General features: G+C 69.0%; 24 protein-coding genes. 13 read left to right on the top strand and 11 right to left on the bottom strand.

Annotation, left to right across the window (positions count from 1 at the left end):
- Positions 1-27: 27 nt before the first annotated feature.
- The gene (locus tag TSB10GB4_RS15545; protein WP_186396465.1) at positions 28-1137 is read right to left on the bottom strand and encodes a YeeE/YedE family protein; all 1110 of its coding nucleotides are present in this window, start codon (positions 1135-1137) and stop codon (positions 28-30) included.
- A 90-nt stretch (positions 1138-1227) separates the two neighbouring features.
- Positions 1228-1962 (bottom strand): GntR family transcriptional regulator, encoded by a 735-nt coding sequence (locus tag TSB10GB4_RS15540; protein WP_186396464.1) that lies wholly within the window; start codon positions 1960-1962, stop codon positions 1228-1230.
- A gap of 326 nt (positions 1963-2288) precedes the next feature.
- Here TSB10GB4_RS15540 and ehuB point away from each other — a divergent pair, with 326 nt between their 5' ends.
- The 6 genes from ehuB (at position 2289) to TSB10GB4_RS15510 (ending at position 7397) form a co-directional block, all read left to right on the top strand.
- A complete protein-coding gene (gene ehuB / locus TSB10GB4_RS15535) occupies positions 2289-3140 on the top strand; it encodes an ectoine/hydroxyectoine ABC transporter substrate-binding protein EhuB (RefSeq protein ID WP_186396463.1) in 852 nt (283 codons plus the stop codon).
- Between the two features lie 124 nt (positions 3141-3264).
- On the top strand, positions 3265-3930 hold the full coding sequence (ehuC, locus tag TSB10GB4_RS15530; protein ID WP_186396462.1) for an ectoine/hydroxyectoine ABC transporter permease subunit EhuC: 666 nt from the start codon (positions 3265-3267) through the stop codon (positions 3928-3930).
- 3 nt (positions 3931-3933) lie between these two features.
- A complete protein-coding gene (ehuD, locus tag TSB10GB4_RS15525; protein ID WP_186396461.1) occupies positions 3934-4602 on the top strand; it encodes an ectoine/hydroxyectoine ABC transporter permease subunit EhuD in 669 nt (222 codons plus the stop codon).
- Positions 4602-5423 carry an ectoine/hydroxyectoine ABC transporter ATP-binding protein EhuA gene (ehuA, locus tag TSB10GB4_RS15520; protein ID WP_305849851.1) on the top strand — a complete coding sequence of 274 codons (822 nt, stop codon included), beginning with the start codon at positions 4602-4604 and terminating at the stop codon, positions 5421-5423. Before ehuD ends, ehuA begins: the two co-directional genes overlap by 1 nt.
- Positions 5420-6415, top strand: a complete 996-nt coding sequence (eutB, locus tag TSB10GB4_RS15515; RefSeq protein WP_186396460.1) for a hydroxyectoine utilization dehydratase EutB — start codon at positions 5420-5422, stop codon at positions 6413-6415. The genes ehuA and eutB overlap by 4 nt, the downstream gene beginning before the upstream one ends.
- Positions 6405-7397, top strand: coding sequence for a cyclodeaminase (locus TSB10GB4_RS15510; protein WP_186396459.1), 993 nt, complete (start codon positions 6405-6407; stop codon positions 7395-7397). The genes eutB and TSB10GB4_RS15510 overlap by 11 nt, the downstream gene beginning before the upstream one ends.
- On the opposite strand, the gene TSB10GB4_RS15505 is transcribed toward TSB10GB4_RS15510, so the two are convergent.
- The 8 genes from TSB10GB4_RS15505 to TSB10GB4_RS15470 form a co-directional block, all read right to left on the bottom strand.
- On the bottom strand, positions 7394-8317 hold the full coding sequence (locus TSB10GB4_RS15505) for an SRPBCC family protein (protein WP_186396458.1): 924 nt from the start codon (positions 8315-8317) through the stop codon (positions 7394-7396). The genes TSB10GB4_RS15510 and TSB10GB4_RS15505 overlap by 4 nt on opposite strands.
- A gap of 14 nt (positions 8318-8331) precedes the next feature.
- Positions 8332-9198 carry a phosphoenolpyruvate hydrolase family protein gene (locus TSB10GB4_RS15500; protein WP_186396457.1) on the bottom strand — a complete coding sequence of 289 codons (867 nt, stop codon included), beginning with the start codon at positions 9196-9198 and terminating at the stop codon, positions 8332-8334.
- On the bottom strand, positions 9195-10394 hold the full coding sequence (locus tag TSB10GB4_RS15495) for a Tm-1-like ATP-binding domain-containing protein (protein ID WP_186396456.1): 1200 nt from the start codon (positions 10392-10394) through the stop codon (positions 9195-9197). The genes TSB10GB4_RS15500 and TSB10GB4_RS15495 overlap by 4 nt, the downstream gene beginning before the upstream one ends.
- 18 nt (positions 10395-10412) lie before the next feature.
- A complete protein-coding gene (locus tag TSB10GB4_RS15490; protein ID WP_186396455.1) occupies positions 10413-11123 on the bottom strand; it encodes an ABC transporter ATP-binding protein in 711 nt (236 codons plus the stop codon).
- Positions 11123-11923, bottom strand: a complete 801-nt coding sequence (locus tag TSB10GB4_RS15485; protein WP_186396569.1) for an ABC transporter ATP-binding protein — start codon at positions 11921-11923, stop codon at positions 11123-11125. Before TSB10GB4_RS15485 ends, TSB10GB4_RS15490 begins: the two co-directional genes overlap by 1 nt.
- Positions 11924-12001: 78 nt before the next feature.
- Positions 12002-13267, bottom strand: a complete 1266-nt coding sequence (locus TSB10GB4_RS15480) for an ABC transporter substrate-binding protein (protein WP_186396454.1) — start codon at positions 13265-13267, stop codon at positions 12002-12004.
- Between the two features lie 121 nt (positions 13268-13388).
- Positions 13389-14390, bottom strand: a complete 1002-nt coding sequence (locus TSB10GB4_RS15475; protein WP_208984832.1) for a branched-chain amino acid ABC transporter permease — start codon at positions 14388-14390, stop codon at positions 13389-13391.
- On the bottom strand, positions 14387-15280 hold the full coding sequence (locus TSB10GB4_RS15470) for a branched-chain amino acid ABC transporter permease (RefSeq protein ID WP_208984831.1): 894 nt from the start codon (positions 15278-15280) through the stop codon (positions 14387-14389). The genes TSB10GB4_RS15475 and TSB10GB4_RS15470 overlap by 4 nt, the downstream gene beginning before the upstream one ends.
- 188 nt (positions 15281-15468) lie before the next feature.
- On the opposite strand from TSB10GB4_RS15470, the gene TSB10GB4_RS15465 reads away from it, so the two are divergent.
- A complete protein-coding gene (locus tag TSB10GB4_RS15465) occupies positions 15469-16134 on the top strand; it encodes a phosphoenolpyruvate hydrolase family protein (protein ID WP_186396453.1) in 666 nt (221 codons plus the stop codon).
- A 22-nt stretch (positions 16135-16156) separates the two neighbouring features.
- On the opposite strand, the gene TSB10GB4_RS15460 is transcribed toward TSB10GB4_RS15465, so the two are convergent.
- Positions 16157-17902, bottom strand: coding sequence for a phosphoenolpyruvate hydrolase family protein (locus tag TSB10GB4_RS15460; RefSeq protein ID WP_186396452.1), 1746 nt, complete (start codon positions 17900-17902; stop codon positions 16157-16159).
- A 454-nt stretch (positions 17903-18356) separates the two neighbouring features.
- Between TSB10GB4_RS15460 and TSB10GB4_RS15455 the strand changes: the two genes are divergently transcribed.
- The 6 genes from TSB10GB4_RS15455 (at position 18357) to TSB10GB4_RS15430 (ending at position 25521) form a co-directional block, all read left to right on the top strand.
- Positions 18357-20786, top strand: coding sequence for an ABC transporter permease (locus TSB10GB4_RS15455; RefSeq protein ID WP_186396451.1), 2430 nt, complete (start codon positions 18357-18359; stop codon positions 20784-20786).
- Between the two features lie 117 nt (positions 20787-20903).
- A complete protein-coding gene (locus TSB10GB4_RS15450; RefSeq protein ID WP_186386632.1) occupies positions 20904-21131 on the top strand; it encodes a hypothetical protein in 228 nt (75 codons plus the stop codon).
- Between the two features lie 24 nt (positions 21132-21155).
- Positions 21156-22196: an ABC transporter ATP-binding protein gene (locus tag TSB10GB4_RS15445; RefSeq protein ID WP_208984830.1), complete on the top strand. Its 1041-nt coding sequence runs from the start codon at positions 21156-21158 to the stop codon at positions 22194-22196.
- Positions 22193-23221, top strand: coding sequence for an ABC transporter permease (locus TSB10GB4_RS15440; RefSeq protein WP_186396449.1), 1029 nt, complete (start codon positions 22193-22195; stop codon positions 23219-23221). Before TSB10GB4_RS15445 ends, TSB10GB4_RS15440 begins: the two co-directional genes overlap by 4 nt.
- Before the next feature lie 30 nt (positions 23222-23251).
- Positions 23252-24184, top strand: coding sequence for a thiopeptide-type bacteriocin biosynthesis protein (locus TSB10GB4_RS15435; protein ID WP_186396448.1), 933 nt, complete (start codon positions 23252-23254; stop codon positions 24182-24184).
- The gene (locus tag TSB10GB4_RS15430; RefSeq protein WP_186396447.1) at positions 24181-25521 is read left to right on the top strand and encodes a YcaO-like family protein; all 1341 of its coding nucleotides are present in this window, start codon (positions 24181-24183) and stop codon (positions 25519-25521) included. Before TSB10GB4_RS15435 ends, TSB10GB4_RS15430 begins: the two co-directional genes overlap by 4 nt.

The following is a 25521-nucleotide window of genomic DNA, read 5'->3' as shown; positions in this document are numbered from 1 at the left end:
GGCCTGCCGCCCGTCTACGTCGGCCCTCTACTCGGCAGGCACGGTCTCGGGGGCGGCCGGATCATGATGAGAGGTACTGGGAGTGGCGGCGCTGGGCGCCTGGTCGACCAGGGCATCGGTCACCACCGCGCCGACCCACATGCAGGCCAGCGCCAGCCAGGCGGTTGCGACGAAGATCGAGCCGCCGGTGACGCCCGCGCCGACGGCGCAGCCGCCGGCCAGCATGGCGCCGAAGCCCATCAGCGCCGCGCCGAGCATGGAGCGGCGCATCTGGCTTTCGCCGTCGAAGCCCTGGAATTTCAGTTCGCGCGCCAGCGCCGCCGCGACGAGTGCGCCGAGGAACACGCCGGGCACCAGGCCGATGTCGAAATCCAGCACCGGATTGTCGGTCAGGAAGAACATCAAGGTATTGGCCGAGGGGCCGGAGAAGGTCGCCGAGGTGACGCTCATCGGCTCGAAGGCGACCTGCGCCAGGGTGAAGGTCAGCGTCCAGCCGAGGGCGATCGCGAAGCCGACGCCGGAGGCGAAGACCAGCGTCGACCAGCCGATGGCGTTGCGCAGCGCCAGCCACAGGGCGAGGGCGGCGCAGGCAAGGCCGAGCACCAGCCCCGCCTCCTGCGGCAGCGACAGGGCGGGGAGAAGGTCGACATTGTGGCCGCCGGGGGTGACCCACAGTCCGGCCAGCCACTGGCGCAGCGGCGCCAGCCAGCCATGCAGGGTCATCTGCGCGACCACGGCGAAGATCAGTCCGGAAATGACGGAGCGCAGGTTGCCGGTCGCCGCCAGCACCAGCAGCCGGCCGGAGCAGCCGCGCGCCAGCACCATGCCGGCGCCGAACATCAGGCCGCCGACGATCGCGCCGGACCAGGAGCCGGCCACCGCCATCATTCGCGCGTCGGAGCTGCGGAACAGGCCGGCAAGCTGGGCCGCCTGCACCCAGATCACCGCCGCCGAGAAGGTCAGCAGCCAGACCGCCATGCGCGGCCCGAGCCGCTTGCGCGCGAACTCCACCGTCGCCGCGCGCAGGCAGAAGGACGAGCGCTGGGCGGCGAAGCCGAAGACGGCGCCGGTGGCGAGGCCGAACAGCGCCGCCAGTTCGGCCTCGTCGACGATCTCAAGCAGAAAGGTGATGTCCATCGGAAGAGCCCTCCGCCGGCATAGTGCCCGCCGGCAACGAGGGAATCATTGATCTGGAGCATGGTCCAGCGGGTTTTGCTGCAAGCACGATTATCCCGCCGTCGGGGCGATCACCGGGCGCCCCTCCGTCTCGCTGGCCTTGCGGATCCTGGCGAAGCTCATGGCAATATGCGCCCGCCGCACATGGCCGGCGGCGACGAGGTCGCCATGCTCGATCGCCTCGGTGGTGTCGGCGACCTCGCGCTGAAAGGTCGTGAACTCGGTGTGGATCAGTTCTTTGGAATTCCTCAGCCGCAACGCCGTCTTCAGCCAGATGCGCGCCGTCTGATAATACAGCCGCTCGTTGATCTCGCGCAGCGGCCCGTTGGTGGTCAGCGCGTTGTAGAGATGAAAGAAGTCCATGTTGATCCGCGAAAAGGTGCGCGGATCGCCCTCGCTCACCATCGCGTCGCATCGCGCCCGGATCTCGTGGAAGCGGGCGATCAGCGCCGCGTCGACGGGGGCCGGCGACAGCCTGCCGACCAGTTCGGCCAGTTCCACCCGCAGTTCGTAGACCTGCGCCAGCTCGTTGACGTCGATATCGGTGACGATGGTGCCGACCCCGTGCACCGAGCGCAGCAGCCCCTCCGCCTCCAGCTTGACGAGAACGCGGCGGATCGGGGTCCGCGACACGCGAAACTCCTCGGCCAGGTCCTCCTCGCGCAGCCGGCTGCCCGGCGCATGGTCGAGCAGGCAGATGCGCATCCGCAAGGTCCGGTAGATTCGCTCGAAGCGCCCGCGCGCCCCCTCTTCGGCAGGTCGCTGGGTGCCATTCTCCACTGTCATCGGCGCGTCCGCTTTTCCCCTCCAGCCTCCCATCCGGTTCCCGTCTTCTTTCGCCGCCAACCGCGCCACTCCCGCATTCCGTTCCAGCCGCCCTTGTCCGGCATTTCCCCGCGCACGGCAAGGCGCCCGGCCCGGGCGCGGCGTCATGTCTCCCTCACCTTCGACGGCAGGGTATTTTTGCCAATGTGTACAACTAAATCCGAATTTCGAAAAGGCGTTGAGATGTCTCTCGATTTCTCCGAGAAAATTCGTTGACAGGCTCGGATGCGGCATGATGTTGTGCACAACATAACAAGCAAAACGTGGTGGAACAGAGGAGCTGTCTGATGAAAAGTGCCATCTTCAAGGGCCTTGCCGCGCTCGGCATGGCCGCGGTTGCCTATGGGTTCGTGGGCGCCGCCAATGCCCAGTCCCTGCTGGAGCGCGCCGACAAGGGCGAGCCGATCCGCATCGGCTTCGCCAACGAGATCCCGTTCGCCTATCCGGGCGACGACGGCAGCCCCAAGGGCTTCGTCAACGCCTTCACCATCGGCGTGCTGAAGTCGATGGGCTACGAGACCATCGAGCCGGTGCAGACCGAGTGGGGCGGCCTCATTCCCGGCCTCAATGCCAACCGCTTCGACATCGTCACCGGCGGCATGAACATCCTGGCGAGCCGCTGCGAGAACATCGCCTTCTCCGAGCCGATGGCCAAGGTCGGGGACGGCTTCATCGTGGCGCCGGGCAACCCCAAGAACATCAGCGACTATGAGAGCCTCGTGGCGGCCAATGCGGTGATGGTCACCGGCGCCGGCTATTCCAACATCGAGGCCGCCAGGGCCGCCGGCGTTGCCGATGCCAACATCATGCAGGTGCCCGGTCCGACCGAAATCCTCGCCGCCGTGCGCGCTGGCCGCGCCGATGCCGGCGCCGGCACCTACTTCACCATGAAGCAGCTCGCCGACAGCTCGGGCGGTGCCGTAGAGGCCTCCGACCCCAACGCCATGCCGGAGGACTCCTTCAACTGGGCCGGCATCGGCTTCCGCAAGGCCGACCAGGACTTCCTCGACAAGTTCAACGAGGCCCAGGCCGCCTATATCGGCTCTGAAGAGATGCTCGCCGCCGTTGCCGAATACGGTTATGGCGAGGGCTCGCTGCCGGGCGAGCGAACCACCGAATGGGTCTGCGCCAACCGCTGACATGACGACGACAGGCGGGCCGGCGCGGCCGGTCCGCCGCCTTTCCCCTGCAGTCGCGCGGGGCGCGGTGCCCGCCGCGCCGTCGTGGCCTTGAGCAAGGTCGGAGAGCAAAGGGCTGGGCGGCATGTCCTATTTCGAATTCCTCGGCCAGTATGGCGACCGCATCGCCAGCGGCACGCTGATCACCATGGCGCTGACGGTGCTCTCGGCGCTGCTGGCGGTGGCGATCGCGGTTGCTGCCGGCTTGATGCGGATGGCGCCGAACATGGCGGTGCGCGGCCTCGCCACCGTCTATATCGAGATCTTTCGCGGCACCTCGCTGCTCGTCCAACTCTACTGGATCTTCTTCGTGCTGCCGCTGTTCGGCATCACGCTGGAGAAGTTCACCGCCGGCTTCGTCGCCGTGGGCATGAATCTCGGCGCCTATGGCGCCGAGCTGGTGCGCGGCGCGATCCTTTCGGTGCCCAAGGGGCAATGGGAGGCGGCGCTGGCGCTCAACATGTCGCCGGCCAAGCGGATGATCCGGGTGATCCTGCCGCAGGCGGTGCTGATCATGCTGCCGTCCTGGGGCAACCTCTTGATCGAGCTGCTGAAGGGCACCGCGCTCGTCGCGCTGATTTCCGTCGCCGACCTGATGTTCCAGGTGAAGCAGATCAACGGTACCACCTTCCTCTCGGCCGAGACCTTCGGCACCGCGCTGATCATCTACTATGTGCTGGCGCGCTTCATGATCACGCCGTTCATGCGCTGGCTGGAGCGGGTGATGATGCGCAAGATGGGGAGGGCCTGAGCCATGTTCGACTGGCGCTGGGACTTCACCTTCCAGATCCTGCCCCGGCTGATCGTCGCCACCGGCAACACCCTGCTCGCCGCCGGCCTCGGCTATGCCATCGCCGTCGTGCTCGGCCTTGCCCTGGTGCTGGCGCAGCGCACGCCGTTCCGCCCGCTCACGGTGGTGGTGCGCGAGGCGGTCGAGTTCATCCGCTCGACGCCCCTGGTGCTGCAGATCTTCTTCGTCTTCTATGTCGGCCCGCAATTCGGCATCCGCCTGTCGCCCTGGACGGCCGGCATGATCGCCATCGGCCTGCACTATGCGGCCTACCTGTCGGAGGTCTATCGCGGCGGGCTGGAATGCGTGCCGAAGGGCCAGTGGGAGGCGGCCAAGTCGCTCAACCTGTCGACGGCGCGCACCTACTTCCGCGTCATCCTTCCGCAGGCGCTGCCGCCCTCGCTTGCCGGCATGGGCAACTATCTCGTCGGCATCTTCAAGGATACGCCGATGCTCTCCGTCATCGGCGTGGCGGAACTGATGCACACCGCCAACGCCATCGGCTCAGAAACCTACCGCTTTCTCGAGCCCTTCACGCTGGTCGGCATCATCTTCCTTTGTATCTCGCTGCCAACGGCGGCGCTGATCCGGGTCTTTGAGACCTGGGTTCGCCGCAAACTCGGAATGGGCTGATGGACACCACAGACGTTTCCGCCTTCCCCTTGAGGCTCGAGGGCGAGGCGACCCCGATGGTCAGCTTCAAGAAGGTCACCAAGTCCTATGGCAGCCTGGTGGTGCTGGACTCGCTCGACCTCGACGTTGCGGAAGGCGAGATGGTGACCATCATCGGCCCCTCCGGCTCGGGCAAGACAACCGTGCTGCGCATGTTGATGACGCTGGAGACCATCAATGGCGGCGTCATCTATGTCGACGGCGAGCCGCTGACGCATATGCCGCGCGGCGGCGGGCTGGTGCGCGCCGACAATCGCCACATGCGCAAGATGCGCTCGAAGATCGGCATGTGCTTCCAGCACTTCAACCTGTTCCCGCATATGACGGCGCTGGAAAACTGCATGGAAGGTCCCGTGCATGTGCTCGGCCTGTCCAAGCGGGAAGCGCGCGAGCGCTCCGAGGAACTGCTGGCGATGGTCGGCATGGCCGACAAGCGCGACCAGCATCCCTCGCGCCTGTCCGGCGGCCAGCAGCAGCGCGTGGCGATCGCCCGCGCGCTGGCCATGCGGCCCAAGGTGATGCTGTTCGACGAAGTGACCTCGGCGCTCGATCCGGAAGTGATCGGCGAGGTGACCAACGTCATCCGCCAGCTCGTCGCCGAGCACAATCTCACCATGCTGATGGTCACCCACCAGATGGGCTTCGCCAAGGACATTTCTGACCGGATCTGCTTCTTCTATGGCGGCCGCATCGAGGAGCAGGGCACGCCGGACGAGCTGTTCGGCAATCCGCGCAAGGAGCGCACCCAGCAGTTCCTCAGCGCGGTCAAGGAGGCGACGTGAGCGTCGATCTCGCCGACATCCTGGCGGCGCGGCGCGCCATTGCCGGCATTGCCGCGCGCACCCCTATGGTGCCCTCGCTCGCCGTGGACGGCGACCTGCTGCTGAAGCTGGAGACGGCGCAGCCGATCGGCGCGTTCAAGCTGCGCGGCGCGCTCAATGCGGTCGCCGCCGTGCCCGATGGGGCGCCCGGCGTCACCTGCTGCTCCACCGGCAATCACGGCCGCGGCGTTGCCTTCGCGGCGCGCGCCGCCGGACTTCGCGCCGTCATCTGCATGTCCGAGCTGGTGCCGCGAGCCAAGGTCGAGGGCATCCTGGCGCTCGGCGCCGAGGTGTGCATTGCCGGCCGCAGCCAGGACGAGGCCCATGCCGAAAGCCGCCGGCTGGCGCGCGAGGAGGGGCTCATTGAGATCTCTCCCTTCGACGACCCGCTGGTGATCGCCGGCCAGGGCACCATTGGCCTCGAAATGCTGGAGGACCGCCCGGATCTTGCGGCGATCCTGGTGCCGCTGTCCGGCGGCGGGCTTGCCGCCGGCGTCGCGCTGGCGGCCAAGGCGATCAAGCCGTCGATCCGCGTTGTCGGCGTCACCATGGAGCGCGGCGCGGCGATGTTCGCCTCCATCCGCGCCGGCCACCCGGTCGAGGTGGAGGAGGTGGCGAGCCTTGCCGATTCCCTCGGCGGCGGCATCGGCCTCGACAACCGGCTGACCTTCGCCCTGTGCCGCGACCTGCTCGACGACTGCGTCCTCGTCACCGAGCAGGAGATCTACGAGGCGATGCAGGCGCTTTACTACGAGGACCGCATGGTGGCGGAAGGCGCCAGCGTCGTCGGCGTCGCCGCGATGCGGGCCGGCCGACTGCCGGCCTTCGACGGCCCGGTCGCCACCATCCTGACGGGCCGCAATGTCGACATGATCACCTTCACCGACATCGTCGTCGGGCGCGGCATTCGTCTCGGCGAGGTCGAGGTAAAAGGGCGTGGCTATGGCGCATGAGGTAACCGTCCTGACCGCCGGCGAGCTGCGCGGTCTCGTGCATCTGGATCTTGCCGCCGTCGATGTGGTCGAGCGTGCCTTCGCCGCTCTCGCCTCCGGCACCGTGATCATGCCGCCGATCCTGTCGATGGCGATCCCGCAGGCAAATGGCGAGGTCGACGTCAAGACCGCCTATATCCCCGGCTTCGACGGTTTCGCGATCAAGGTCAGCCCCGGCTTCTTCGACAATCCCAAGCTCGGCCTGCCGAGCCTCAACGGCTTGATGATCCTGTTTTCCGCCAAGACCGGCCTGGTCGAGGCGCTGCTGCTCGACAATGGCTACCTGACGGATGTGCGCACGGCCGCTGCCGGCGCCGTCGCCGCGCGCCATCTTGCGCCCTCAACGGTCGAGACGGCGACGGTCATCGGCACCGGCGTCCAGGCGCGGCTGCAGATCGAGGCGGCCCATCTGGTGCGCCCGCTCTCCCGCGTCCTCGTCTGGGGGCGCGACAGGGCGAAGGCGGAGGCCTGCGCCGCCGACATCGCCGAGCGGCTGAAGATTGCGGCCGAGGTCGTTTCTGACCCGGCCCAGGCTGTGGCGCAGAGCCAGCTCGTCGTCACCACCACCCCGGCGGAGCACCCGGTCGTCAAGGCCGAATGGCTGCATCCCGGCCTGCACATCACGGCGATGGGCTCGGATCAGGCCGGCAAGAACGAGATCGACCCGGCCGCGCTCGCCGCCGCCGATCTTTATGTCTGCGACCGGGTCAGCCAGTGCGAGGCCCTCGGCGAGTTGCGCGCCGCCATCGCCGCGGGCCTGTGGCAGGGCGGCACGCCGCCGGAGCTCGGCGAGATCGTCGCGGGGCGCCATCCGGGCCGGGGCTCGGACGACGAGATCACCCTCTGCGATCTCACCGGCACGGGCGCGCAGGACACCGCGATCGCCACGTTTGCCATCGCCGCGGCCCGCAAGGCCGGCGCCGGATCGGTGATCCTGACTTAGCGGTCGGCCCCGCCTCCCAGTTGCGCCTCCAGCGTGTCGAACGCCTTCTGGAAGACATTGCCATGCACGTTGGGGATCAGCTCCAGATCGTCCTGCGGCGCGGCGGTCCAGTCGGCGGTCCACACCGCGAAGGTGTGATCCCGGTCGGTGACCGGATAGAGCCGCGCGCCCGCATGGTAGTTGAGCCAGGGCATCGGGCTTTTCAGGATGCGGTAGCGGAAGGCACGCTCGCTGTCGGAGAGATAGGTGAGCTGCTCCCACAGCAGGCCTTCGCCGAACAGGAAGTCGCGCACCCCCGACACCTTGTCGGAGCGCACGCCGTCGAGCATGTGCATCTTCGTGATGTCCTCGTGCCAGCCGCCCATGCCGGCGAAGTCGCGCATCTTCGCCCAGACCGTCTCGACCGGCGCGGTGATGGTACTGGAGGTGAACACCTTGGCCGGGCGCAGGCCCTGCCAGCGCTCGGCCCCCGCCGGCGCGCTCGCGCCGATGAGCTTTTCGGCAAGCGCCGCGAGACCGGCGGCGAAGACATCGCGCGAGACGATCTCGGTGAAGCGCCCCGCATCGTCCGGCTTCTCATCGAACGTCGCCCACCACTGCACATAGGTGCGCCCGCTCTTCGTCTCGGGGATCAGCTCCATGCCGGCGACATAGTTGTCGACCGGGAAGGCCGGCGTCTCGAAATTGTAGGTGAAGCTGTAGCGGCTGTCGTCGAGCGACAGCAGCCGCTCGCGCACGAAAGTGCCGTTGGAAAGCGTGAAGGCGCGCACGCAGCCGACCACGTCGGAGGCAAGGCCGCCCTCGATGGAACTGTCGCGCACGGCCGGGTTCCAGTCCGGCAGGCCGTTGAAGTCGCGGACCATTGCCCAGACCGCCTCCACCGGCGCGTCGATCAGGGTGCTGGCGAAAGCCCTTGCCATGGATCGTTCTCCCCTCAGAAGCTGAGCTGCTTGAAGCGCCGGGTCTGGTCGATCAGCGCCGATTCCGCCGGCAGCCGCTCCATCGAGCTGGCGCCGTAGAAGCCGTTGCAGCTTGGTGTGTTGCGCAGCACGAATTCGGCGTCCTCCGGGTTGGCGATCGGCCCGCCATGGCACATGACGAGAATGTCCGGGCGCACGCTGCGCGCCGCCTCGGCCCAGGCGCCGATGTCGCGCACGCAGTCCTCCAGCGTGCGCGCGGTCTCCGCGCCGATCGAGCCGCCGGTGGTCAGGCCCATATGGGCGACCAGGATGTCGGCGCCGGCCTCGGCCATCGCGATGGCCTCCTCGGAGGAGAAGACATAGGGCGTCGTCAGCAGGTCCTTCTCGGCGGCAAGGCGGATCATCTCGACCTCGTGGTGGAAGCCCATGCCGGTCTCCTCCAGGTTCTGCCGGAACATCCCGTCGATCAGCCCGACGGTCGGGAAGTTCTGCACCCCGGCAAAGCCCAGCGCCTTCAGCCGGTCGAGATGGTCATGCATGATCACGAAAGGATCAGTGCCGTTGACGCCGGCCAGCACCGGTGTGTGCTTGACGACGGGCAGCACCTCGCGCGCCATGTCGAGCACGATCTCATTGGCATTGCCGTAGGCCAGCACGCCGGCCAGCGAGCCGCGCCCGGCCATGCGGTAGCGGCCGGAATTGTAGATGACGATGAGGTCGATGCCGCCGGCTTCCTCGCATTTCGCCGAAAGGCCGGTGCCGGCGCCGCCGCCGATGATCGGGATCCGGCGCCTTGCCATGTCCTGGAACCGGTCCAGCAGCTCGCGGCGCGTCGGCCGGGCGGGCCGGGAGGAGGTCTTGGGGTTGGGTACTTCGTTCATGACGCGATCTTTCGGAATTCGGCGACCGCCGCATCGGCGAAGGCCGGATCGTTGATGGTGAAGGGCAGTTCGATCAACTGGCGCTTGGGGGTGATGGCGAGGGTGTCGCGGATGGCGGCGAACAGCGCCGCATCGGCCTCAGGGTCGTGGAAGGGCATGCCGGGAACGTCGATGGCCGAGACCCCGCCGAGCGGCAGCAGGAAGCGGACCTCGCCCTCGCAGCAGTTCAGCCGTTCGGCGATCCACCGGCCGATGGCGACGTTCTCCTGCGCCGTGGTGCGCATCAACGTCACCTGCGGATTGTGGACATAGAGGTTGCGGTCCCGGTACTTCTCCGGAACCGTTTCCAGCGCGCCGAAATTCACCATGTCGACCGCCCCGACCGAGCCGACATAGGGCAGGCGGGTGCGCGCCACCGCGCCGAACCGGTCCTGCGTGCAGGGAAACACCCCGCCCATCAAAAGGTCCGGCACCTCGGTCGTGGTGACGTCGATCATCCCGGCGAGCAGGCCGGATTCCGCCAGTTTCTCCATCGACTGGCCGCCGGTGCCGGTGGCATGGAAGACATAGCACTCGTAGCTGTCGCCCAGCCGCTCGCGGAGTTGATCGACGCAGGTCGTGGTGACGCCGAACATGGTCATGCCGACGCCCGGCCGGTCGTCGGTCGCCGCCGGTGCCTGCCACAGCGCCATGGCGGCGGCGGCATGGGCGGCATTGGCGATGATCCGCCGGCTGATGGCGTTGAGCCCGGCCACATCGGTGACCGAATACATCATGGCGATGTCGGTCGGCCCGACATAGGGCGCGACATTGCCGGAGGCGACGGTGGAGACCATCAGCTTGGGCACGCCGACGGGCAGCGCCCGCATCGCCTGCGTCACCAGCGCCGTATTGCCCGACCCGCCGAGGCCCAGCACCGCGCCGATGTCGTCCCGGCCCGTCAGCCAGATCGTCAGCGCCTCGGCCATCGCGCCGACGGCCGCGCCCCGGTCGCTGCCGCCGAGCACCGCCTCCGCCCCGCCCGGGTGCCTGGCGGCGACCTCGCGCGCCGGCACGTCGGCGACGTCCGTCTCGCTCCGGGTTCCCACATCCACCAGCACCGCCTCGACGCCGGCGGCCCGGATCAGCGACCTGGCATAGGCCAGTTCCTCCGCCTTGGTGTCGCAGGTGCCGACAACATAGACCGTCCTGCCCATCAAGCCGTCTCCCGCCCTTCAATGTCCATGGCTGACGCCGAGATAGCGGCGCTGGGCGTCGCGGTCGGCCTCCAGGTCGCGCGCGGGCATGGTCGTGGCGATCCGCCCGGTGACCATGATCGCGACCTGGTCGGAGACCGAGGTCGCAACCCGCATGTTCTGTTCGACGAGCAGCACGCCCATGCCTTCGGCGGCGATGGCGCGCAGCGTCTCGATCAGGTGGTCGACGATCACCGGCGCCAGCCCTTCCGAGGGCTCGTCCATGATGACGATGCGCGGGTTCATCAACAGCGCCCGCGAGATCGCCAGCATCTGCTGCTCGCCGCCCGAGAGCTGGTGGCCGCCGTTGCGGCGCCGTTCGGCAAGGCGCGGGAAGGTCTCGTAGACCCGCTCCACCGTCCAGGCGCCCTTGCTCCGCCCGGCCACCAGCAAGAGGTGTTCATGCACCGAGAGCGAGGGGAACATCCGCCGCCCCTGCGGCACCAGGGCGATGCCGCCGCGCGCCACCCGGCTGGGACCAAGGCCCAGCAGCGGCCGGCCGTCCAGCGTCACCGAGCCTTGGCGCGCCGCCACCATGCCCATGATCGCATGGCACAGGGTCGACTTGCCCATGCCGTTGCGCCCGACCAGCGACAGCGGCGCGCGATCGAGCGACAGCGTCACGCCCTGCAGGATCACCGCCTGGCCGAATGTCACATGCAGGTCGTCGATCTCCAGACGGCCGCCCATCAGTGTTCGCCTCCAAGATAGATCGCCTGCACCACCGGATCGTCGGCGATGCGGTCGGGCGTGCTTTCCACCACCACCTCGCCGTCCTTCATCACGGTGACGATGTCCGAGTTGGGCAGGGCCACATCCATGTCGTGCTCGATCAGGATCAAGGTCAGCTCGCGCGGCAGGTCGCGGATCAGCTTGACCAGCTCCGGCCGCTCTGCCGCCGAAAGCCCCGCCGCCGGCTCGTCCAGCATCAACAGGCGCGGATCGGAGGCGAGCGCCATGCCCACCTCCACCTGCCGGCGCTGGCCGTGCGAGAGCGACTGGATGCGCGCCCCGGCGATGGTGTCGACGCGCACCTGCTCGGCCAGCCGCCGCGCCTTGGCGAGCGCGGCATCGCTGCGTCCCGCCTTCCACAGCGACAGCCGCCCGGGCATTGCCCCGCGCACCGCGAGATAGAGGTTTTCCAGGACGCTCAGCCCGTCGAACAGCAGCGAGCTCTGATAGGTGCGGCCGATGCCGCGCCGCGCGCGGCTGTGCGGCCGCAGGTGGGTGATGTCCTCGCCGAACAGCAGGATGCGCCCGGCGGTCGGCGGATGGTCGCCGCAGATCGTGTTGAACAGCGTGGTCTTGCCGGCGCCGTTGGGGCCGAGGATCGCGCGCCGCTCGCCCGGCGCGATGGTGATCGACACATTGCTGACGGCCCTGAGGGCGCCGAAGCTGCGGCCGACGTTTTCCGTCACCAGGGCAGGGGGCGCGGCAGCCGTCGGCGCCAAAGCCTCCGTCCGGTCCTTGCGTGTCGTCGTGTCGAGCATCTGCTGTCTTTGCATGCTGGTATCGGAAGGAGCCTCCCCCCGCGCGGCACGCGGGAGGAGGCAGGCTGGGAGGGAGCCTCAGTTGGCCGGCGGGCAGTCCGGATTGTCGCGCGAGGGGGCGCCGAGCGCCAGGAACGCCTCGCGGTCCATGCCCATCGTCTGGGTCACGCCCTCGGTCTTGCCGAAGGCGGCGGTGCGCAGCGTGCCGCCGTCATTGACGATCCGCGTCAGGAAGATGTCGGAGATCGCCTGCCGGTTCTCGTCGAGGCGGACATTCGCCCCCATCGGGTTCTTGAACTCGACCTTGGCCAGCGCCTCCTGGAACGCCTTCTGGCCGTCCGACAGGTCGCCGCCCACCTCGTCCAGCGCCAGCAGCACCGCCTTGGTGTTGGTGTAGTAGTTGAAGGCGTGGATCGAGGGCGAGTCGAAGCCGTCGGGGAAGCGCTCGCGATAGGCGGAGACCCAGGCGACCCACATCGGGTCCTCGTTGAGGTCGGCGATCGGGCCGGCCGCCAGCATCCCCTCCATCAGCCGCTGGTGCGGGCCGCGGGCGCTGAGCAGCGTCTGGTCGGCGGTGATCGAGCCGCCGATGATCGGCAGGTCGCCGCCGGCCTCGGCATATTGCGTCAGGAAGGCGAGGGCGTCGGTGCCGCCCTGGATCAGCACGATGGCGCCGGCATCCTGCGGGATGTTGGCGATGATCGAGCCGAAGTCGGTGGTGTTGAGCGGCGACCACAGCTTGGTCACCGCGCCGCCCGCCTGGCAGTATTCGAGCATGAAGCCCATCACCTGCGCATAGGGGAAGGCATAGTCGGCGGCGACCAGCGCCACATGGCCGACATTCAGGTCCTTGTAGACGTGGTTGCCGAGGCCGGCCATCCACTGGGTGCCTTCCGTGCTGAAGCGGAAGAAGTTCGGCGAGGCATCGCGCAAGGTGGTGTCGGCGGCGCCCGACGAGCCGTTGACGATGGTCTTGCCCTCCAGCGTGCGCGAGTAGTCGCGCAGCGCGATGCCTTCGGCGCCCGACAGCGGGCCGACGATGATGTCGACATTGTCCTGCTCGATCAGCTTGCGGGCGCGGGCCAGCGCCACATCGGCCTGGGCGTTGGAGGATTCGCGGATCCACTCGATCTTCTTGCCGTTGATCGTGTAGTCGATCTCCTCCAGCGCCATTTCCATGGCGCGGTAGGCGTCCTGGCCGCCGGTGGCGAAGGGGCCTTCCAGCGTGGTGATCGAGCCGAGCTTGATGACGTCCTGTGCGGCGGCGGCACCGATCCCCGCCAGTGCGAACAGGCCGGCGGCCAGCGCCGTCGCGGTTCTATAGGCCAGTTTCTTCCTGAGCATGGTCTTCTCCCCTTGGTGGTCTTGCTCGGCCATTTCTCCTCCACGGCCGGGCTCCGGTGATGCCGGCCTTGCGGCCGGTGCCTGCCTGCGGCGCCGGAGCCGGGCTGCCGCAGGCAATTCCTCAGTGCGGCGTGCCGCCGTCCCCCGCGTCCCGTTGCTTGCGCCAGCCGGTCAGGCGCTTGCCGAGCCCCAGCACCCCGTCGGGCGAGGCCACGACGATGCCGAGGAAGACGAGGCCGATCAGCGTGTTGAAGCGGTCGCGGTCGTAGATCGTCGCGGCGAACGTATCGATCAGCGTGAAGATCACCGCGCCGATGAAGGCGCCGATCGGGTGCCCCAGCCCGCCGATGACCGACATCACCAGCACGTTGACCGTCGCCGTCATGCCGATCGAGCCGGGGGTGATGCCGATATTGTAGAAGGTGATCAGCACGCCGCCGCAGCCGGCGATGAAGCCCGCCATGGCGAAGGCGGCGATGCGGTGCACCGCGACGTCGAAGCCGAGCGCCGACACCCGGCGCGGGTTGTCGCGGATGCCCTGCAGCACCAAGCCGAACGGCGTGCGCACCACATAGAGCACGAGCAGGTAAAGCAGCGCCGAGACGGTCAGGGCCACGTAATAGAACACCGCATGGGCACGGAACGGCTGGCCGAAGAGCTCCGGTCCGACGACGTTGCGGATGCCCTCGTAGCCGTTGAACCAGTCGATGTTGGACTGGGCGAACAGGCTGAAGCCGACCGCCAGCGCCAGGGTGATCATCAGCAGGTAGATGTCGCGGGTGCGGATGGCGATCAGTCCGACCACGCCGCCGGCAAGGGTCGCGGCCAGCACGGCGAGCGGCATGGCGAGCCAGTAGCTGACGGCGTTCTGGCCGGCCGGGATCGCCGTCGGCGCCAGGATCGCCACCGTGTAGCCGGCAATGCCGGCGAGCATCGTCTGGGCCAGCGAGATGAAGCCGCCATAGCTCGCCAGGAAGGTGATCGACAGGGCGACGATGCCGTAGATCAGCGAGCGGCCGAGAATGCCGCTCAGCCAGAAATCGGGCAGCAGCAGCGGCAGGACGGCGAGGATCGCCAGTGCCAGCGCGGTGACGGCCCATTGCGTGCGGGACATCAGGATCATCGTCCGGTCCTCCCGAGCAGGCCCTGCGGACGCACCGCCAGCACGGCGACCATGATCGCGAAGGTCAGGATCACCGAGTAGGTCGGAAACAGCGCCTGGCCCCATTGCTCGGCGACGCCGATCAGGATCGCGCCGATGGCGGTGCCGCCGATCGAGCCCATGCCGCCGACGATCACCACCACCAGCGAGGTCAGCAGGAACTTGACGTCGACCCCGAGCGCGACCGGCTGCGCCGTGGCGCCGATGACGCCGCCAAGGCCGGCAAGCCCGGCGCCCAGCGCGAAGGTGGCGACCGAGATCAGCGGCACGTTGACGCCGCAGGCGGCCAGCATCTGCCGGTCGTCGACGCCGGCCCGCACCATGATGCCGAGCCGCGTCTTGTTGAGCAGCAGCCACAGCCCGACGCCGACGGCGAGCGCAAGGCCGATCTGGAACAGGCGGAAGGTCGAGTAGCGGCCGATCACCGGCACCGGCGTCGGGCCGAACAGGGCATCAGGCGCGAAGAACTGGAACGGGTTGCCGCCGAAATGCGCCAGCAACTGGTCGGCGATGATGATCGACAGGCCGATGGTCACCAGCGCCTGGCGCAGCTCCTGCCCCTGCATCCAGCCGAGGAAGACGACCTGGATCACCACGCCGGCCACCGCCGCCGCCACCACGCCGGCCAGCAGCCCGACATACCAGGCATAGCCGGCCGTGGCGTTGGAGGCGTAGAGGCTGTCGAAAACCGAGAACCCGACATAGGCGCCGATCATGTAGAGTGATCCATGCGCCATGTTGACCGTGCGCATCAGGCCGAATATCAGAGAGAAACCGCTGGCGACGATGAAGTAGAGAGCGGCCAGGGTGAGGCCGTTCAACGTCACCGTGATCATGAACTGAAGCGACAAAAATCCCTCCCGTGCGAAAGATCATCGATCTTCCACGCATCGTTTTTGTTTGTTTTGAGGGTAAGTTTCGGCTCCTCCCAAAACCTCCCGATCTGCTACGAATGTTTACAAGCGCGGAAGATCCGTGCCAGAAGGAATTTTCGGCAATTTCGGGTAAGAATGGGTAACATGGGTCAACGATTATGTCCTTGACGCTGCCGATCCTGGCCCAGCCGCCAGCCCGCCCGCCCGCCGAGCGTCCCGACGGGGACTACCTCCTCGCGCCCTTCGTCGCGCAGGTGGCGCCCGCCCATCGCGAGCTTGTCGGCATGCTGCCGGTGGTGGATGTCAACGCCGCCGCGCTGGCGGGGCTGCGCGCCGTGTCCCCCGCATCGCCTCCCTGCCGCCGGGCGGTGGCCGGCCTGATGCTGGTCGATCCGTTCCTGCGCCTGCGCGATGCGACGCTGGCGCTGGCCGAGGCGGGGGTGAGCGGCGTCGCGAATTATCCGACGGTGCAGCTCATCGACGGCGAGACGGCGCGCGTCTTCGACAGCGCCGGGGCCGGGGTTGCGCGCGAGATCGCGGTTCTGACGGCGTTTCGCGAGGCCGGCTTCGAGACCGTCGCCTTCGCCGCCTCGCTGGACACCGCCCGGGCGATGCTCCGCCACGGGCCCTCGCGGCTGGTGCTGCATCCGGGCCTGGCGCTTGCCGACTGGCGCGAGCGGGCCGCCGCCAGCCTTGCCGTCGCCCACATGATCCCGGCCTTGCGCGACCAGTGCGACACGCAGCTTTTGGTCTATCGTCCGCATGGCTTCGGCCCGGAGCTCGATCAGGCGGAGGCGCTGGCCGACGGCCGCGTATGGGTCGCCGACTGAGCGGTTTTCAATCCAATAGGCCTCAGTCCAAGAGACCGGCGCGGCGCATCTTGTTGTAGAGCGTCTTGCGCGAGATGCCGAGGAAGGTCGCCGTCTCGCCGCGGCGGAAGCGGTGGCGGCGCAGCGCGTCGAGGATCCAGTCCTTCTCGGCGAGCGGCGTCGTCGTCCCTTGCGCCCCGTCCGCGGCCTCGATCACCGCCCGCAAGACCTGCGAGCCGATCACCCGTCCCTCGTTCAGCACCGCCGCCTGTTCGACGACCCGGCGCAGTTCCCGCGTGTTCTCCTGCCAGCCATGGGCGAACAGCACCCGGTAACCGTCGGCCGAGATCTCCAGCGGCCCCAATTGCCGCGCCTCGCCGATCGCCTCCAGATAGGCGCGGGCATGGGCGGGAATGTCCTCGGGCCGGTCGCGCAGCGGCAGCACGTCGATGCGCCCCGGCTGCAGCCGCGCGGCGAGCGCCTCCGCCAGCCGGCCTTCCGCGAGGTCCTCAGGGTTTGCGATCAGCACCAGCCGCCCTTGCGGGCTGTGGCTGCGGCTGCCGCCGACGCGCTCGGTCTCGCCGCGTTCCAGCCAGGACAGGATGTGCTGCTGCGCCGCCTCGTCCAGCGCGCCGGCATTCTCCACCACCACCGTCGCCTCGCGCGCATCGAGCGCGCCGTTGCGCCGCACCCGGCCGAAATCCGCCTCCGCGCCGAACAGCAATTCGGCCGGCGGCACCTCGCGCTCGGCCCCGTTCAGCACGGCGAGGCCGCCCTTGCGGTTGGCCAGCGCATGCAGGCTGCGGGCGAGGGTGGTGCGCCCCAGGCCCCTTTCGCCGACGATCAGGATCGGCAGGTTGGTGCCGGAAAGCTTCACCACCTGCTCCAGCAGCCGGGCGACGGCCTTCGACTGGCCGGCGATGCCGGTCAGCCGTGCGGCGCGCATCGTCTCGCGCGACTGCGCCGCGTCCGCCTGTTGCAGCACGCTGAAGGCCTTGAACGCCGAGGTCTTCTGCATCACCGAGATTTCCAGCGGCATCCGGTCGAGCGTCGAGCCGCCGACATAGCCGTCGGCCCGCGCATCCCGGCAGACCCGGTACATGTCGTCGGGGCTGACGATCGGCCCGCCCTCGAAGACGCAGATCGTCTGCGGGCTCGCCTGCCGCACTTCGGAGAAGATGCGCCGCGCCCGGTCGGCCGCCTCTTCCAGGGTGAAGGCCTGCGCCACGGCGCGCGTGCCGCCGGCGTTCCAGCCGAAATTCAGGCACAGGATGTCGACGCCGATCTCCAGCAGGTGCTGGATTTCCTTGCGGCTCTTGGCATAGCCGAAAGTGGCGAGCCCCTGGCGCTGTGCTTCCCCTAGCAGCTCGACCTCGCGCGAATAGCCAAGCCCCGCTTCCTCCAGCGCCCGCCGGAAGCGGCCGTCGTAATGGATGCTGGTCGGGAAATTGGCGATGCCGTGATAGCCGGCGGCGGCCAGCTCGGCGACGAAGGCACGCAGGTCCAGCTTTGGATCGAAGGCGGAGGCGCCGAAGAACACCGGCACGCCGACCCGGTCGAGGATCTCGCGCCGGGCGAAATGATCGGTGAAGCGGTTGGCATTGTCGAGCGGCAGCATGGCGGCGATGGAGGTCGCGCCCATCACCCGGTAGCGCCCGGCATTGAGCGCCAGCAGGAAGTCCGCGCCGCCCCGCTCGGCCGCCTCGGCGGTCATGCCGACGCCGATGGCCGCCCCCACCAGCGGTTCGACAGTGCCTTTCGAGCGCAGTTGCTGGTGCCAGGAAAACATGCCGCCGGACCGGGTCGCTGGTGAATGCAGGATCGTCTGAACGCAGGATCGTCGCGCAAACGGTAGGGGCGAACGGCCCCCCGAACAAGCCGCTCCCCGCAAGACGGCTCCGCAAGCTGCCCTTCTCCTGCCGCCAGCGGCCCGTCCGGACGGGTGCATTTCCCGTGTTGCGTATCAATAAATATTTTCATCATATAAATGGAACGATCCTGCGAGAAATGACAATACTTAATTCCTATGATGAGTTTTATGAAATGAAATTTATACATGAAGAATAGACAGTAATAGCAAGTTGACACCTCGGGGGTTCACTTTAAGATCGCGCCATAGCCAGCCGTTGCGCATGGACCGCAAGCCAGACGAGGGCACGCGGTCCACCTGCCGGCCAGCCAGCGACACGCATTCGGCCGACCCTGCCGGCAGGGTCGCCGGTGCGGTTTTCGGGGCGGTGGCTGTGGATCTATCCGGATATGTTCCGAGACGGGCTGTATTTCGCGCTGTCGCCGCGAAGCTCCACCGCCAGTGGGTCAGCTTCCTCCTGCTGTTCGTCGTCCTGTCGCTGGCCGTGGCGGTCTGCATCGTCCTCATCGGGGCGATCCGCTATTATTTCGCGCCGGGCCGTCTCGTCGATGCCGACCTGTGGCGCATCGATACGCTCTGGAGTTCCAGCCATTCCGGCGAGAGCGGGCGCTGGGCGACCTCGCCCGATCCGCTGGCCCTGTTGATCCGTCAGGATCACGGGGCGCTGGCGCATGCCGGCCGCTTCACGCCGCTGCGCTCGCAGCTCACCATCGACGACATGTCGCTGCCCGGCGGCGCCGTCTTCCGCAGCGATCCGCCGTCGCTTGCCGTCTTCGACTGGCGGATCCGCCAGGGGGCGCCCGCCATCGACCGGCTCGGGCCGGGCGAGGCGCTGGTCAGCACCGCCGAGGCCCGGCGCCTGTTCGGCACGCGCGATCCGGTCGGCCAGCGCATCACCCCGGCCCAGCCGGACCGGCGCGGCCGCCGGACGACCTACACCGTCGCCGCCGTATTCCAGCCCTTCGCCGAAAACGCCGTCTTCCGTCCCGACGTGGTGCTTGTCGATGCGGTGCCCGGCGCCATCGACCGGGCGCTGCTGCCGGACAGCCTCCGGCAACTGCCGATGGAGTGGCTGCGCCCGAGCGCCTACACCTTCCTGCGGTTCCAGGGGGAGGGCGGGCGCGAAAAGGCCGAGGCGATCGCCGCCGCGCTGACCGCCCGCGCCCCCTATCTCGGCGGCTGGACGCCGGAGTTCCGCGCCCGGCCGGCGGCGGCCATCTGGCTGTCGGACGGCGTCTACGAGGAACTCGTGGCGGCGATCCCACCGGCCTCGGCGCGTCTGCTGTGGATCGGTGCCGCGGCGCTGGCCGGCGTCGCGCTGGCGGCCTTCGGCTACGGGGCGGGGCTGGCGCGCCTGCAGGTGGCGGAGCTGATGCGCATCCTCGCCAGTCTCGCGGTGCCGGCGGCGAGCGGGCGGTCGGCCCTGGCAGCGCTCGCAGCCGCCGCTGCCGTCGGCGTCTGCGCTGTCGGTGCGCTCGCCGGCATCGGCCTGTCGCGGCTGGTCGCCGGGCTGCTGCGGCTCGATCCGTCGGCCTTCGCCCTGACGCCGGTCGAGGGGCTGGCGCTGGTCGCCCTCGCCGCGCCGGCCTTCGTCCTCGTCGCCGTGGCGCCGCTCGCCCGGCCCGACGCCGCTCCGGGTGCCGTCCGGCGCGCCGTGCCCTTGTGGGCGACCTTCGTCGTCTGCGGCACGGCGGCCGGCCTGTCGCTGGTGCTGGTGCTGCAGCATCTGCATCTCGCCGGCCGCGACAGCGGCCTGTCGCTGGAGCGCACCCTTGCCCTGCAGGTCGACCAGGACGACGTGCTCGGCGAGCGTCACGAGGCCTTCCGCCAGGAGCTTCTGACGCTGCCGGGCGTGCGCGAGGTGGGCTTTGCCAAGACGCTGCCCGGCACGCTGCACGATTACAGCTATATGGAGCTGCGCGCCGCCACCGACCGCCGCCAGAGCGAGAAGCGCTACCAGGCGCTGGCGGCCGATGCCGGCTTCCTGCGCTCCATCGGGGTGGAGCCGATTGCCGGCGCGCTGCCCGACAGCAGCAGGCAGGCCCGCGACCAGGTGGTGCTGAACCGCGGCGCGGCGGCCCTTCTCGGCTTCGCCTCGCCGGGCGAGGCCGTCGGCCAGCAGGTGCTCAGCTTCGACGGCGGACCGCAGATCAGCCTTCGGGTGGCGGCGGTGGTGGAGGATTTCCGCCTCAACGGGCGCCATATGCCGAGCCCGCCGCTGGTCGTCTATCACGATCCCCGGCTGTTCCGCGTCGCCACGGTGCGCTTCGACGGCGCCGCCGCGCCGTCCCGCCTTGCCGGCATCCTTCCCGTGTGGTGGCGCCTGTGGCCGCAGGCGACGCCCTCGCGCATCGAGGTCGACGCGTTCTACCGGGCGGCGAACCGGCCGGCCGAGGGCGCGGCGCTGCTCGGCCTCGGCGCCTGGCTCGCCACCCTTGCGGTGGTCGGCGGCGCGCTCTTCGCGGTGATCCGCTTCCGCTCGGTGACCTGCCGCCGCGAACTGGGGCTGCGCCGGCTGCTGGGCGCGACGGCGGTGCAACTGGCTCCGGTCCTCGCCAGCCGGCAGGTCGCGCCGCTGCTGCTCGCCATGCCGGTGGCCGCCGCCGCCACCGTGCTGCTCGGCGAGGCCTGGCTCTCCGGCCAGGCGGAGCGGATCGCGGTCGCCTCGCCGGCGGTGCTGGCGACCCTCGGCCTCGGCCTGGTGCTGTCGTCGGCGCTGGCCCTTGCCGCCTGCATCGCCGTCGAACTCCTGCTGATCTCGCGGGGGACCGATCTTGTCGCCACAGCCACGGGAGGACCCTGACGGGGACGGGCCGTCCCCGACCACTGATCTCCAATGAAAGCCGCCCGGCCGGGAGAGCGGGCCGGCCGGCGCGAGGGAGTTTCCCGCATCGACACCAGGATACGGAAGGAGACTGGAATGCAGCATGTACTCGACATCGCGGCCACGTCCGCGCACGCGGCCGTCTACGAAAGCTATATCGAGGAGACCGAGCCGATGCTGGCCCGGGCGACCACCAGCGACTGTCTGTCGACCGGCACGACGATCAGCAGCGGCGCCGGCTCCACGGTCGGGTCCTTCTTCTGCATCGGCTGCATAACCGGCACCGGTGGCTACAACACCGGCTGCAGTAGCTGTCACGAATAGGCTGGCGGAGCGGGTCCGGGGACGATGAAGACGATGACCGATACCGGCGGTGCCGCGGCCTTTCGCGAAAGAGCCGCTGTCGCGGAGGAGGGCAGCCGGCTGCGCGTCTCCGGACCTTCCGCCGCGTCCGGGCTGGCCGTGGAGGGGCTGCGCAAGCGCTATGGCGATCACCAGGCGCTGGACGGGGTCAGCCTCGACTGCCGGCCCGGCACGCTGACCTCGCTGCTCGGGCCGAACGGCGCCGGCAAGACGACCCTGCTGGAGATCCTCGTCGGGCTGCGCAAGCCGGATGCGGGGCGGGCGCAGATCCTCGGCGCGCCCTTTGCCGGCCTGCCGCTGGAGCATCGGCGCCGGGTCGGCATCGTGCTGCAGACCCAGAGCCTGCCGCCGCTGCTGCGCACCGACGAATATCTGGCGATGGTCCGCAAGGCCTATCGCAGCCCGGATCTGCCGACGGGGCTGATCGAGGCGTTCTCCCTGGACGCCGCCTGGAAGAAGCGCATCGGCCAGCTTTCCGGCGGCCAGCAGCGCAAGCTGGCGCTGGTCGCGGCGCTGGTCGGCGAGCCGGCCGTGCTGATCCTCGACGAACCGACGGCCAGCCTCGATCCCTTCAGCCGGCTGGCCTTCTGGACGGAGCTGCGGCGGCTCTGCGACCGCAAGACATCACCCTCCGCCATCCTGCTCGCCACCCACGACATGGCCGAGGCGACGGAACTCAGCAGCAATGTGGTCATTCTCGAAAACGGCCGCGTGCGCGAAAGCGGCACGCCCGACGAGTTGATTGCCCGCAACGGCACGCCGCCGCGCCTTGCCGTCGCCGTCACCGATGCCCTGGCCGCCGAACGGATCCTTGCCGCGCATCCGGCCATGGGCGAGGGCCTGACGCTGGAGCGGGAGCGGGGCGGCGGGACGCGGGCCGTGTTCGACGCGGGTCTGCTCGACGCGGTGCTCGTCTCTCCCTTGCGCCCGCATCTCGATCTGGCGCGGCTGAGTCAGCGCCGCTCGACGCTGGAGGATGTCTTCGTCGCCCTGCTCGGGCCGGGCCTGAAGGAGACGAGGCGATGAACGCGCCGCTGCTCGCCGTGCTGGTGCTGAACAATTTCCGCGAATACCTGCGGGACTTCACCTCCAGCTTCTTCACCTTCGTGTTCCCGCTGATCTTCGTGGTGATCTTCTTCATGAGCAGTTCCGGCGGCGGGGCGCCGGGCCCGCTGCCGCTGGCGCTTGAGGGCGATGTCGGCGCGCCGCAGGCACAGGCGCTGGTCGAGGCGCTGGCCGGCGTTCCCGGCCTGCGCCTGCTGCCGGCGGGACACAAGGCGGCAGGCGTCGTCTCGGTCGCGGTCGGCGCCGACGACCGTATCCGGCTGGAGGTCTCGGCCGATCCGGCGCTGGCGACCCTGCTGCACACGGCGGTGCTGGCGGCGGCGGGCCGGCAGGCCGGTCCCTTGCCGTTCGATTACCGGTTCGAGCCGGTGCGCCGGTCCTCCGAACTGGTGCAACTGCTGCCGGCCTTCTTCGCCATGTCGCTGCTGCAACTCGGCCTGTTCGGCACCTCGACGCCGCTGTTGCAGCAGCGCGCGCGCGGCGTCTTCCGCCACATGAAGACCCTGCCGATCACCGTGGTGCAGATCGTCGCGGCGCTGCTGGCGACGCGGCTGGCGATCGCCCTGGTGCAGATGGTCGGGCTCTATGCGATCGCGGCCGGTCTCTTCGGTTTTCGCATCGAGGGCAGCGGCGTGCTCTTCGCCGCGTTGCTGGCGGTCGGCACCGGCTGCTTCGTCGCCATGGGCTTCGCGCTCGGCGGCATCGTCGGCAACCAGCAGGTCGGCGTGCTGCTGACGCTCGCCATCAACTTCCTGATGCTGAGCTTCGGCAACGTCTTCTTCCAGGTGCCGCCCGGCAGCGCCCTGGCGCTGATCTCGAACGCGCTGCCGATCACCTATCTGGTCGACGGATTGCGGCTGGCCGCGACCGGCGAGCCGCAGGCCCTGCCGATCGGGCTCGTCCTGGCGGTGCTGGCGGGCGCGACGGTGCTGCTGACGGCGGTGTCCGTCCGGTTCTTCCGGTTCGACATGGGGAGCAGGGCATGAGGGAAAGCAGGGCATGAGGGGGAGCAGGGCATGACGGGGACGAAGGACATGGCGGCGGCGCACGGCGCGCGCTGGATCTATTTCAAGCTCTATCCCGGCCTGTTCGGCGCCGGCCTCGATCATCTGATCGCCAACGATCTGGCGCCGCTCGCCGGGCGCGGCGATGTCGCCAAATGGCATTTCCTGCGCATGATCGACGATGGCGGGCCGCATCTGCGGGCACGGTTCCTGCCGGCCGATCCGCACGCGCGGGAGTCGCTCGCCGCACGCATCGAGCGGGAGCTGCGCACCCGTGCCGACGAACTGCCCTTCACGCCGGAGAGCCCGTTCACGCCGCTGGTCGCCACCCGCCGGACGGAGGGCGCGGCGGCAGCAATGGTGCCGGCTCCCCGCGCCCCCCGTGCTCATGTCCAACGCGACGCCTATGAGCCGGAGACCGGCAAATATGGCCTTGGCGAGATGCTGGAGGCCTGCGAAACCCATTTCCAGGTGTCGAGCGAGATCGCCGTTGCCGCGATCGGCGCCGAACTGCTCGAGGGCCGCTCGCGCAAGGGGATCGCGCCGCTGCTGATGGCGCGCTGCGTCCATCTGTTCGAGCTGCCGAGACCCTCGCGCCAGTTCCTCGCCGACTATTGCGACTACTGGCTGCGCGGCGCCGACCCGGCCGAGGACCATCGCGGCCGCTTCGCCGAACGGATCGCCGACCTTCGCGTCCTCCCCTTCGATCCGCTGGATGCGGATGCGCTGCTCGTCGCCGGCGAACAGGATCTGCTCGCCCGCTGGGAGGCGTCGATCCGGCAGGTGTCGCGCGCGGCCGGGCGGCACTTTGCGCGCAACGACAATTTCCGCGACCAACTGGCCTTCAACCTGTGCCACCTGATGATGAACCGGCTCGGCTTCCCGGCCGCCGACGAGGCCTATCTTGCCAGCCTCGTCGCGGCCTTCGACCGGGTGCCGGCATGATCGACGTGTTCGACAAGAGCGCGTTTTCCGCCCGCGTTCCCTGGTCCTCGATCCTCAGTGCTTCCTGCGGCATCGTCCAGAGCGTGGCGGGTATCGACGACGAGGAACTGGGCGTGCCGGACTTCCGCCGGCGCACCGCACGCCTGTGCAACGTCTCGCTGGCCTATCCCTGGATCCGCGCCGGCGACGGCACCAGCACGGCCGAGACCCTGACCGCCGGCAATGGCGGCGACCTGCGCGCCGATCTCGCCTATGTGCGGGCGGTGGCGGAGGCGGCCGAACGCTATGCCAGCTCGGTCTTCGACGAGACCGACTATATCCTCGCCAGCGCCCGCGAGCTGGGCTCGGCCGCCCTCGATCATCGCCGCTGGCCGAAATGCGATGCGGCGGAACTTGCCGATCCGCGCTGCCAGCTCCATGCCTTTGACCCCGACCGGCCGATCCGCTGGGTCGAGGGATATTCGGTGACGCGAGGCCGCAAGGTCTGGCTGCCGCTGGTGATGTCGCATCTGGTGTTCGAGCTGCTGCCGGGCGAGGCGTTCTGGGCGCCGATCACCACCGGCATCGCGCTGCATGACTGTCCCTATCGCGCGGCGGTCGCGGCGATCTGCGAGAGCATCGAGCGCGACGCCATCGCGCTCACCTGGATCTGCCGGCTGCCGCTGCCCCGGCTCGTCCTCGACGCCGCGCCGCCGCGAGAGGTCGGCGAGGCGCTCGCCCGCACCGCCGGCCTGCCGCTGCAGCACCAGTTTTTCGACGCGACCACCGATCTCGGCGTGCCGACGGTCTATCTGCTGCAGACATACGAGGGCCATCCGCAGCTTGCCAGCTTCGTCGGTTGCAGCACCGAGTTCGACCCCTGGACGGCCTGCGGCAAGGTGGTGCGCGAGGCCTGCGTCGCGCGCACGGCGATCCCCTATTTCCAGGAGATCCCGGACGATCCGCTGCAGTTCACCCGCCTCGAATTCGGCGCCAGCTACATGGGCCGGCCGGAGCAGGCCGGCGCCTTCGACTTTCTCTCCGGTCACGGCCGGGAGAGCCCGATCTCGCGGCTCGCGCCCGGCAGCCAGGCGGATGCGCGCGAAGAGTTCGACTGGCTCGTCGCCCGGTTCCGGGCGCTCGATTTCGAGCTGACGCTGGTCGACCTCACCACCGACGATCTGCGCGAGCAGGGTTTGAGCGTCATCCGTGCCGTCACGCCGGACCTGATGCCGCTCGATTTCCTGCCCTCGGCCCGCTACCTCGGCCACGCGCGGCTGCGCGCCTATCCGCGCAAGGCCGGCTACGGCCGCTTCGAGCCCGCCGCCGCCAATCCCTATCCCCAGCCCTTCGCGTGA

It is taken from the genome of Stappia sp. TSB10GB4 (assembly GCF_900185745.1).
Classification (GTDB): Bacteria; Pseudomonadota; Alphaproteobacteria; order Rhizobiales; family Stappiaceae; genus Stappia.
The sequence above is the reverse complement of the archived record's forward strand: the minus strand, read 5'-3'. Positions and strand labels throughout refer to the sequence as shown.

Excerpts from the sequence above, each read along its gene's own strand:
- TSB10GB4_RS15510 (WP_186396459.1), top strand. The coding sequence starts at position 6,405 with ATGGCGCATGAGGTAACCGTCCTGACCGCCGGCGAGCTGCGCGGTCTC.
- TSB10GB4_RS15490 (WP_186396455.1), bottom strand. The coding sequence starts at position 11,123 with ATGGGCGGCCGTCTGGAGATCGACGACCTGCATGTGACATTCGGCCAG.
- ehuA (WP_305849851.1), top strand. The coding sequence starts at position 4,602 with ATGGACACCACAGACGTTTCCGCCTTCCCCTTGAGGCTCGAGGGCGAG.
- TSB10GB4_RS15500 (WP_186396457.1), bottom strand. The coding sequence starts at position 9,198 with ATGAACGAAGTACCCAACCCCAAGACCTCCTCCCGGCCCGCCCGGCCG.
- TSB10GB4_RS15485 (WP_186396569.1), bottom strand. The coding sequence starts at position 11,923 with ATGCTCGACACGACGACACGCAAGGACCGGACGGAGGCTTTGGCGCCG.
- TSB10GB4_RS15480 (WP_186396454.1), bottom strand. The coding sequence starts at position 13,267 with ATGCTCAGGAAGAAACTGGCCTATAGAACCGCGACGGCGCTGGCCGCC.
- ehuB (WP_186396463.1), top strand. The coding sequence starts at position 2,289 with ATGAAAAGTGCCATCTTCAAGGGCCTTGCCGCGCTCGGCATGGCCGCG.
- TSB10GB4_RS15440 (WP_186396449.1), top strand. The coding sequence starts at position 22,193 with ATGAACGCGCCGCTGCTCGCCGTGCTGGTGCTGAACAATTTCCGCGAA.
- TSB10GB4_RS15545 (WP_186396465.1), bottom strand. The coding sequence starts at position 1,137 with ATGGACATCACCTTTCTGCTTGAGATCGTCGACGAGGCCGAACTGGCG.
- ehuD (WP_186396461.1), top strand. The coding sequence starts at position 3,934 with ATGTTCGACTGGCGCTGGGACTTCACCTTCCAGATCCTGCCCCGGCTG.
- TSB10GB4_RS15505 (WP_186396458.1), bottom strand. The coding sequence starts at position 8,317 with ATGGCAAGGGCTTTCGCCAGCACCCTGATCGACGCGCCGGTGGAGGCG.
- TSB10GB4_RS15445 (WP_208984830.1), top strand. The coding sequence starts at position 21,156 with ATGAAGACGATGACCGATACCGGCGGTGCCGCGGCCTTTCGCGAAAGA.
- TSB10GB4_RS15475 (WP_208984832.1), bottom strand. The coding sequence starts at position 14,390 with ATGATCCTGATGTCCCGCACGCAATGGGCCGTCACCGCGCTGGCACTG.
- ehuC (WP_186396462.1), top strand. The coding sequence starts at position 3,265 with ATGTCCTATTTCGAATTCCTCGGCCAGTATGGCGACCGCATCGCCAGC.
- TSB10GB4_RS15460 (WP_186396452.1), bottom strand. The coding sequence starts at position 17,902 with ATGTTTTCCTGGCACCAGCAACTGCGCTCGAAAGGCACTGTCGAACCG.
- TSB10GB4_RS15450 (WP_186386632.1), top strand. The coding sequence starts at position 20,904 with ATGCAGCATGTACTCGACATCGCGGCCACGTCCGCGCACGCGGCCGTC.
- TSB10GB4_RS15435 (WP_186396448.1), top strand. The coding sequence starts at position 23,252 with ATGACGGGGACGAAGGACATGGCGGCGGCGCACGGCGCGCGCTGGATC.
- TSB10GB4_RS15430 (WP_186396447.1), top strand. The coding sequence starts at position 24,181 with ATGATCGACGTGTTCGACAAGAGCGCGTTTTCCGCCCGCGTTCCCTGG.
- TSB10GB4_RS15495 (WP_186396456.1), bottom strand. The coding sequence starts at position 10,394 with ATGGGCAGGACGGTCTATGTTGTCGGCACCTGCGACACCAAGGCGGAG.
- TSB10GB4_RS15540 (WP_186396464.1), bottom strand. The coding sequence starts at position 1,962 with ATGACAGTGGAGAATGGCACCCAGCGACCTGCCGAAGAGGGGGCGCGC.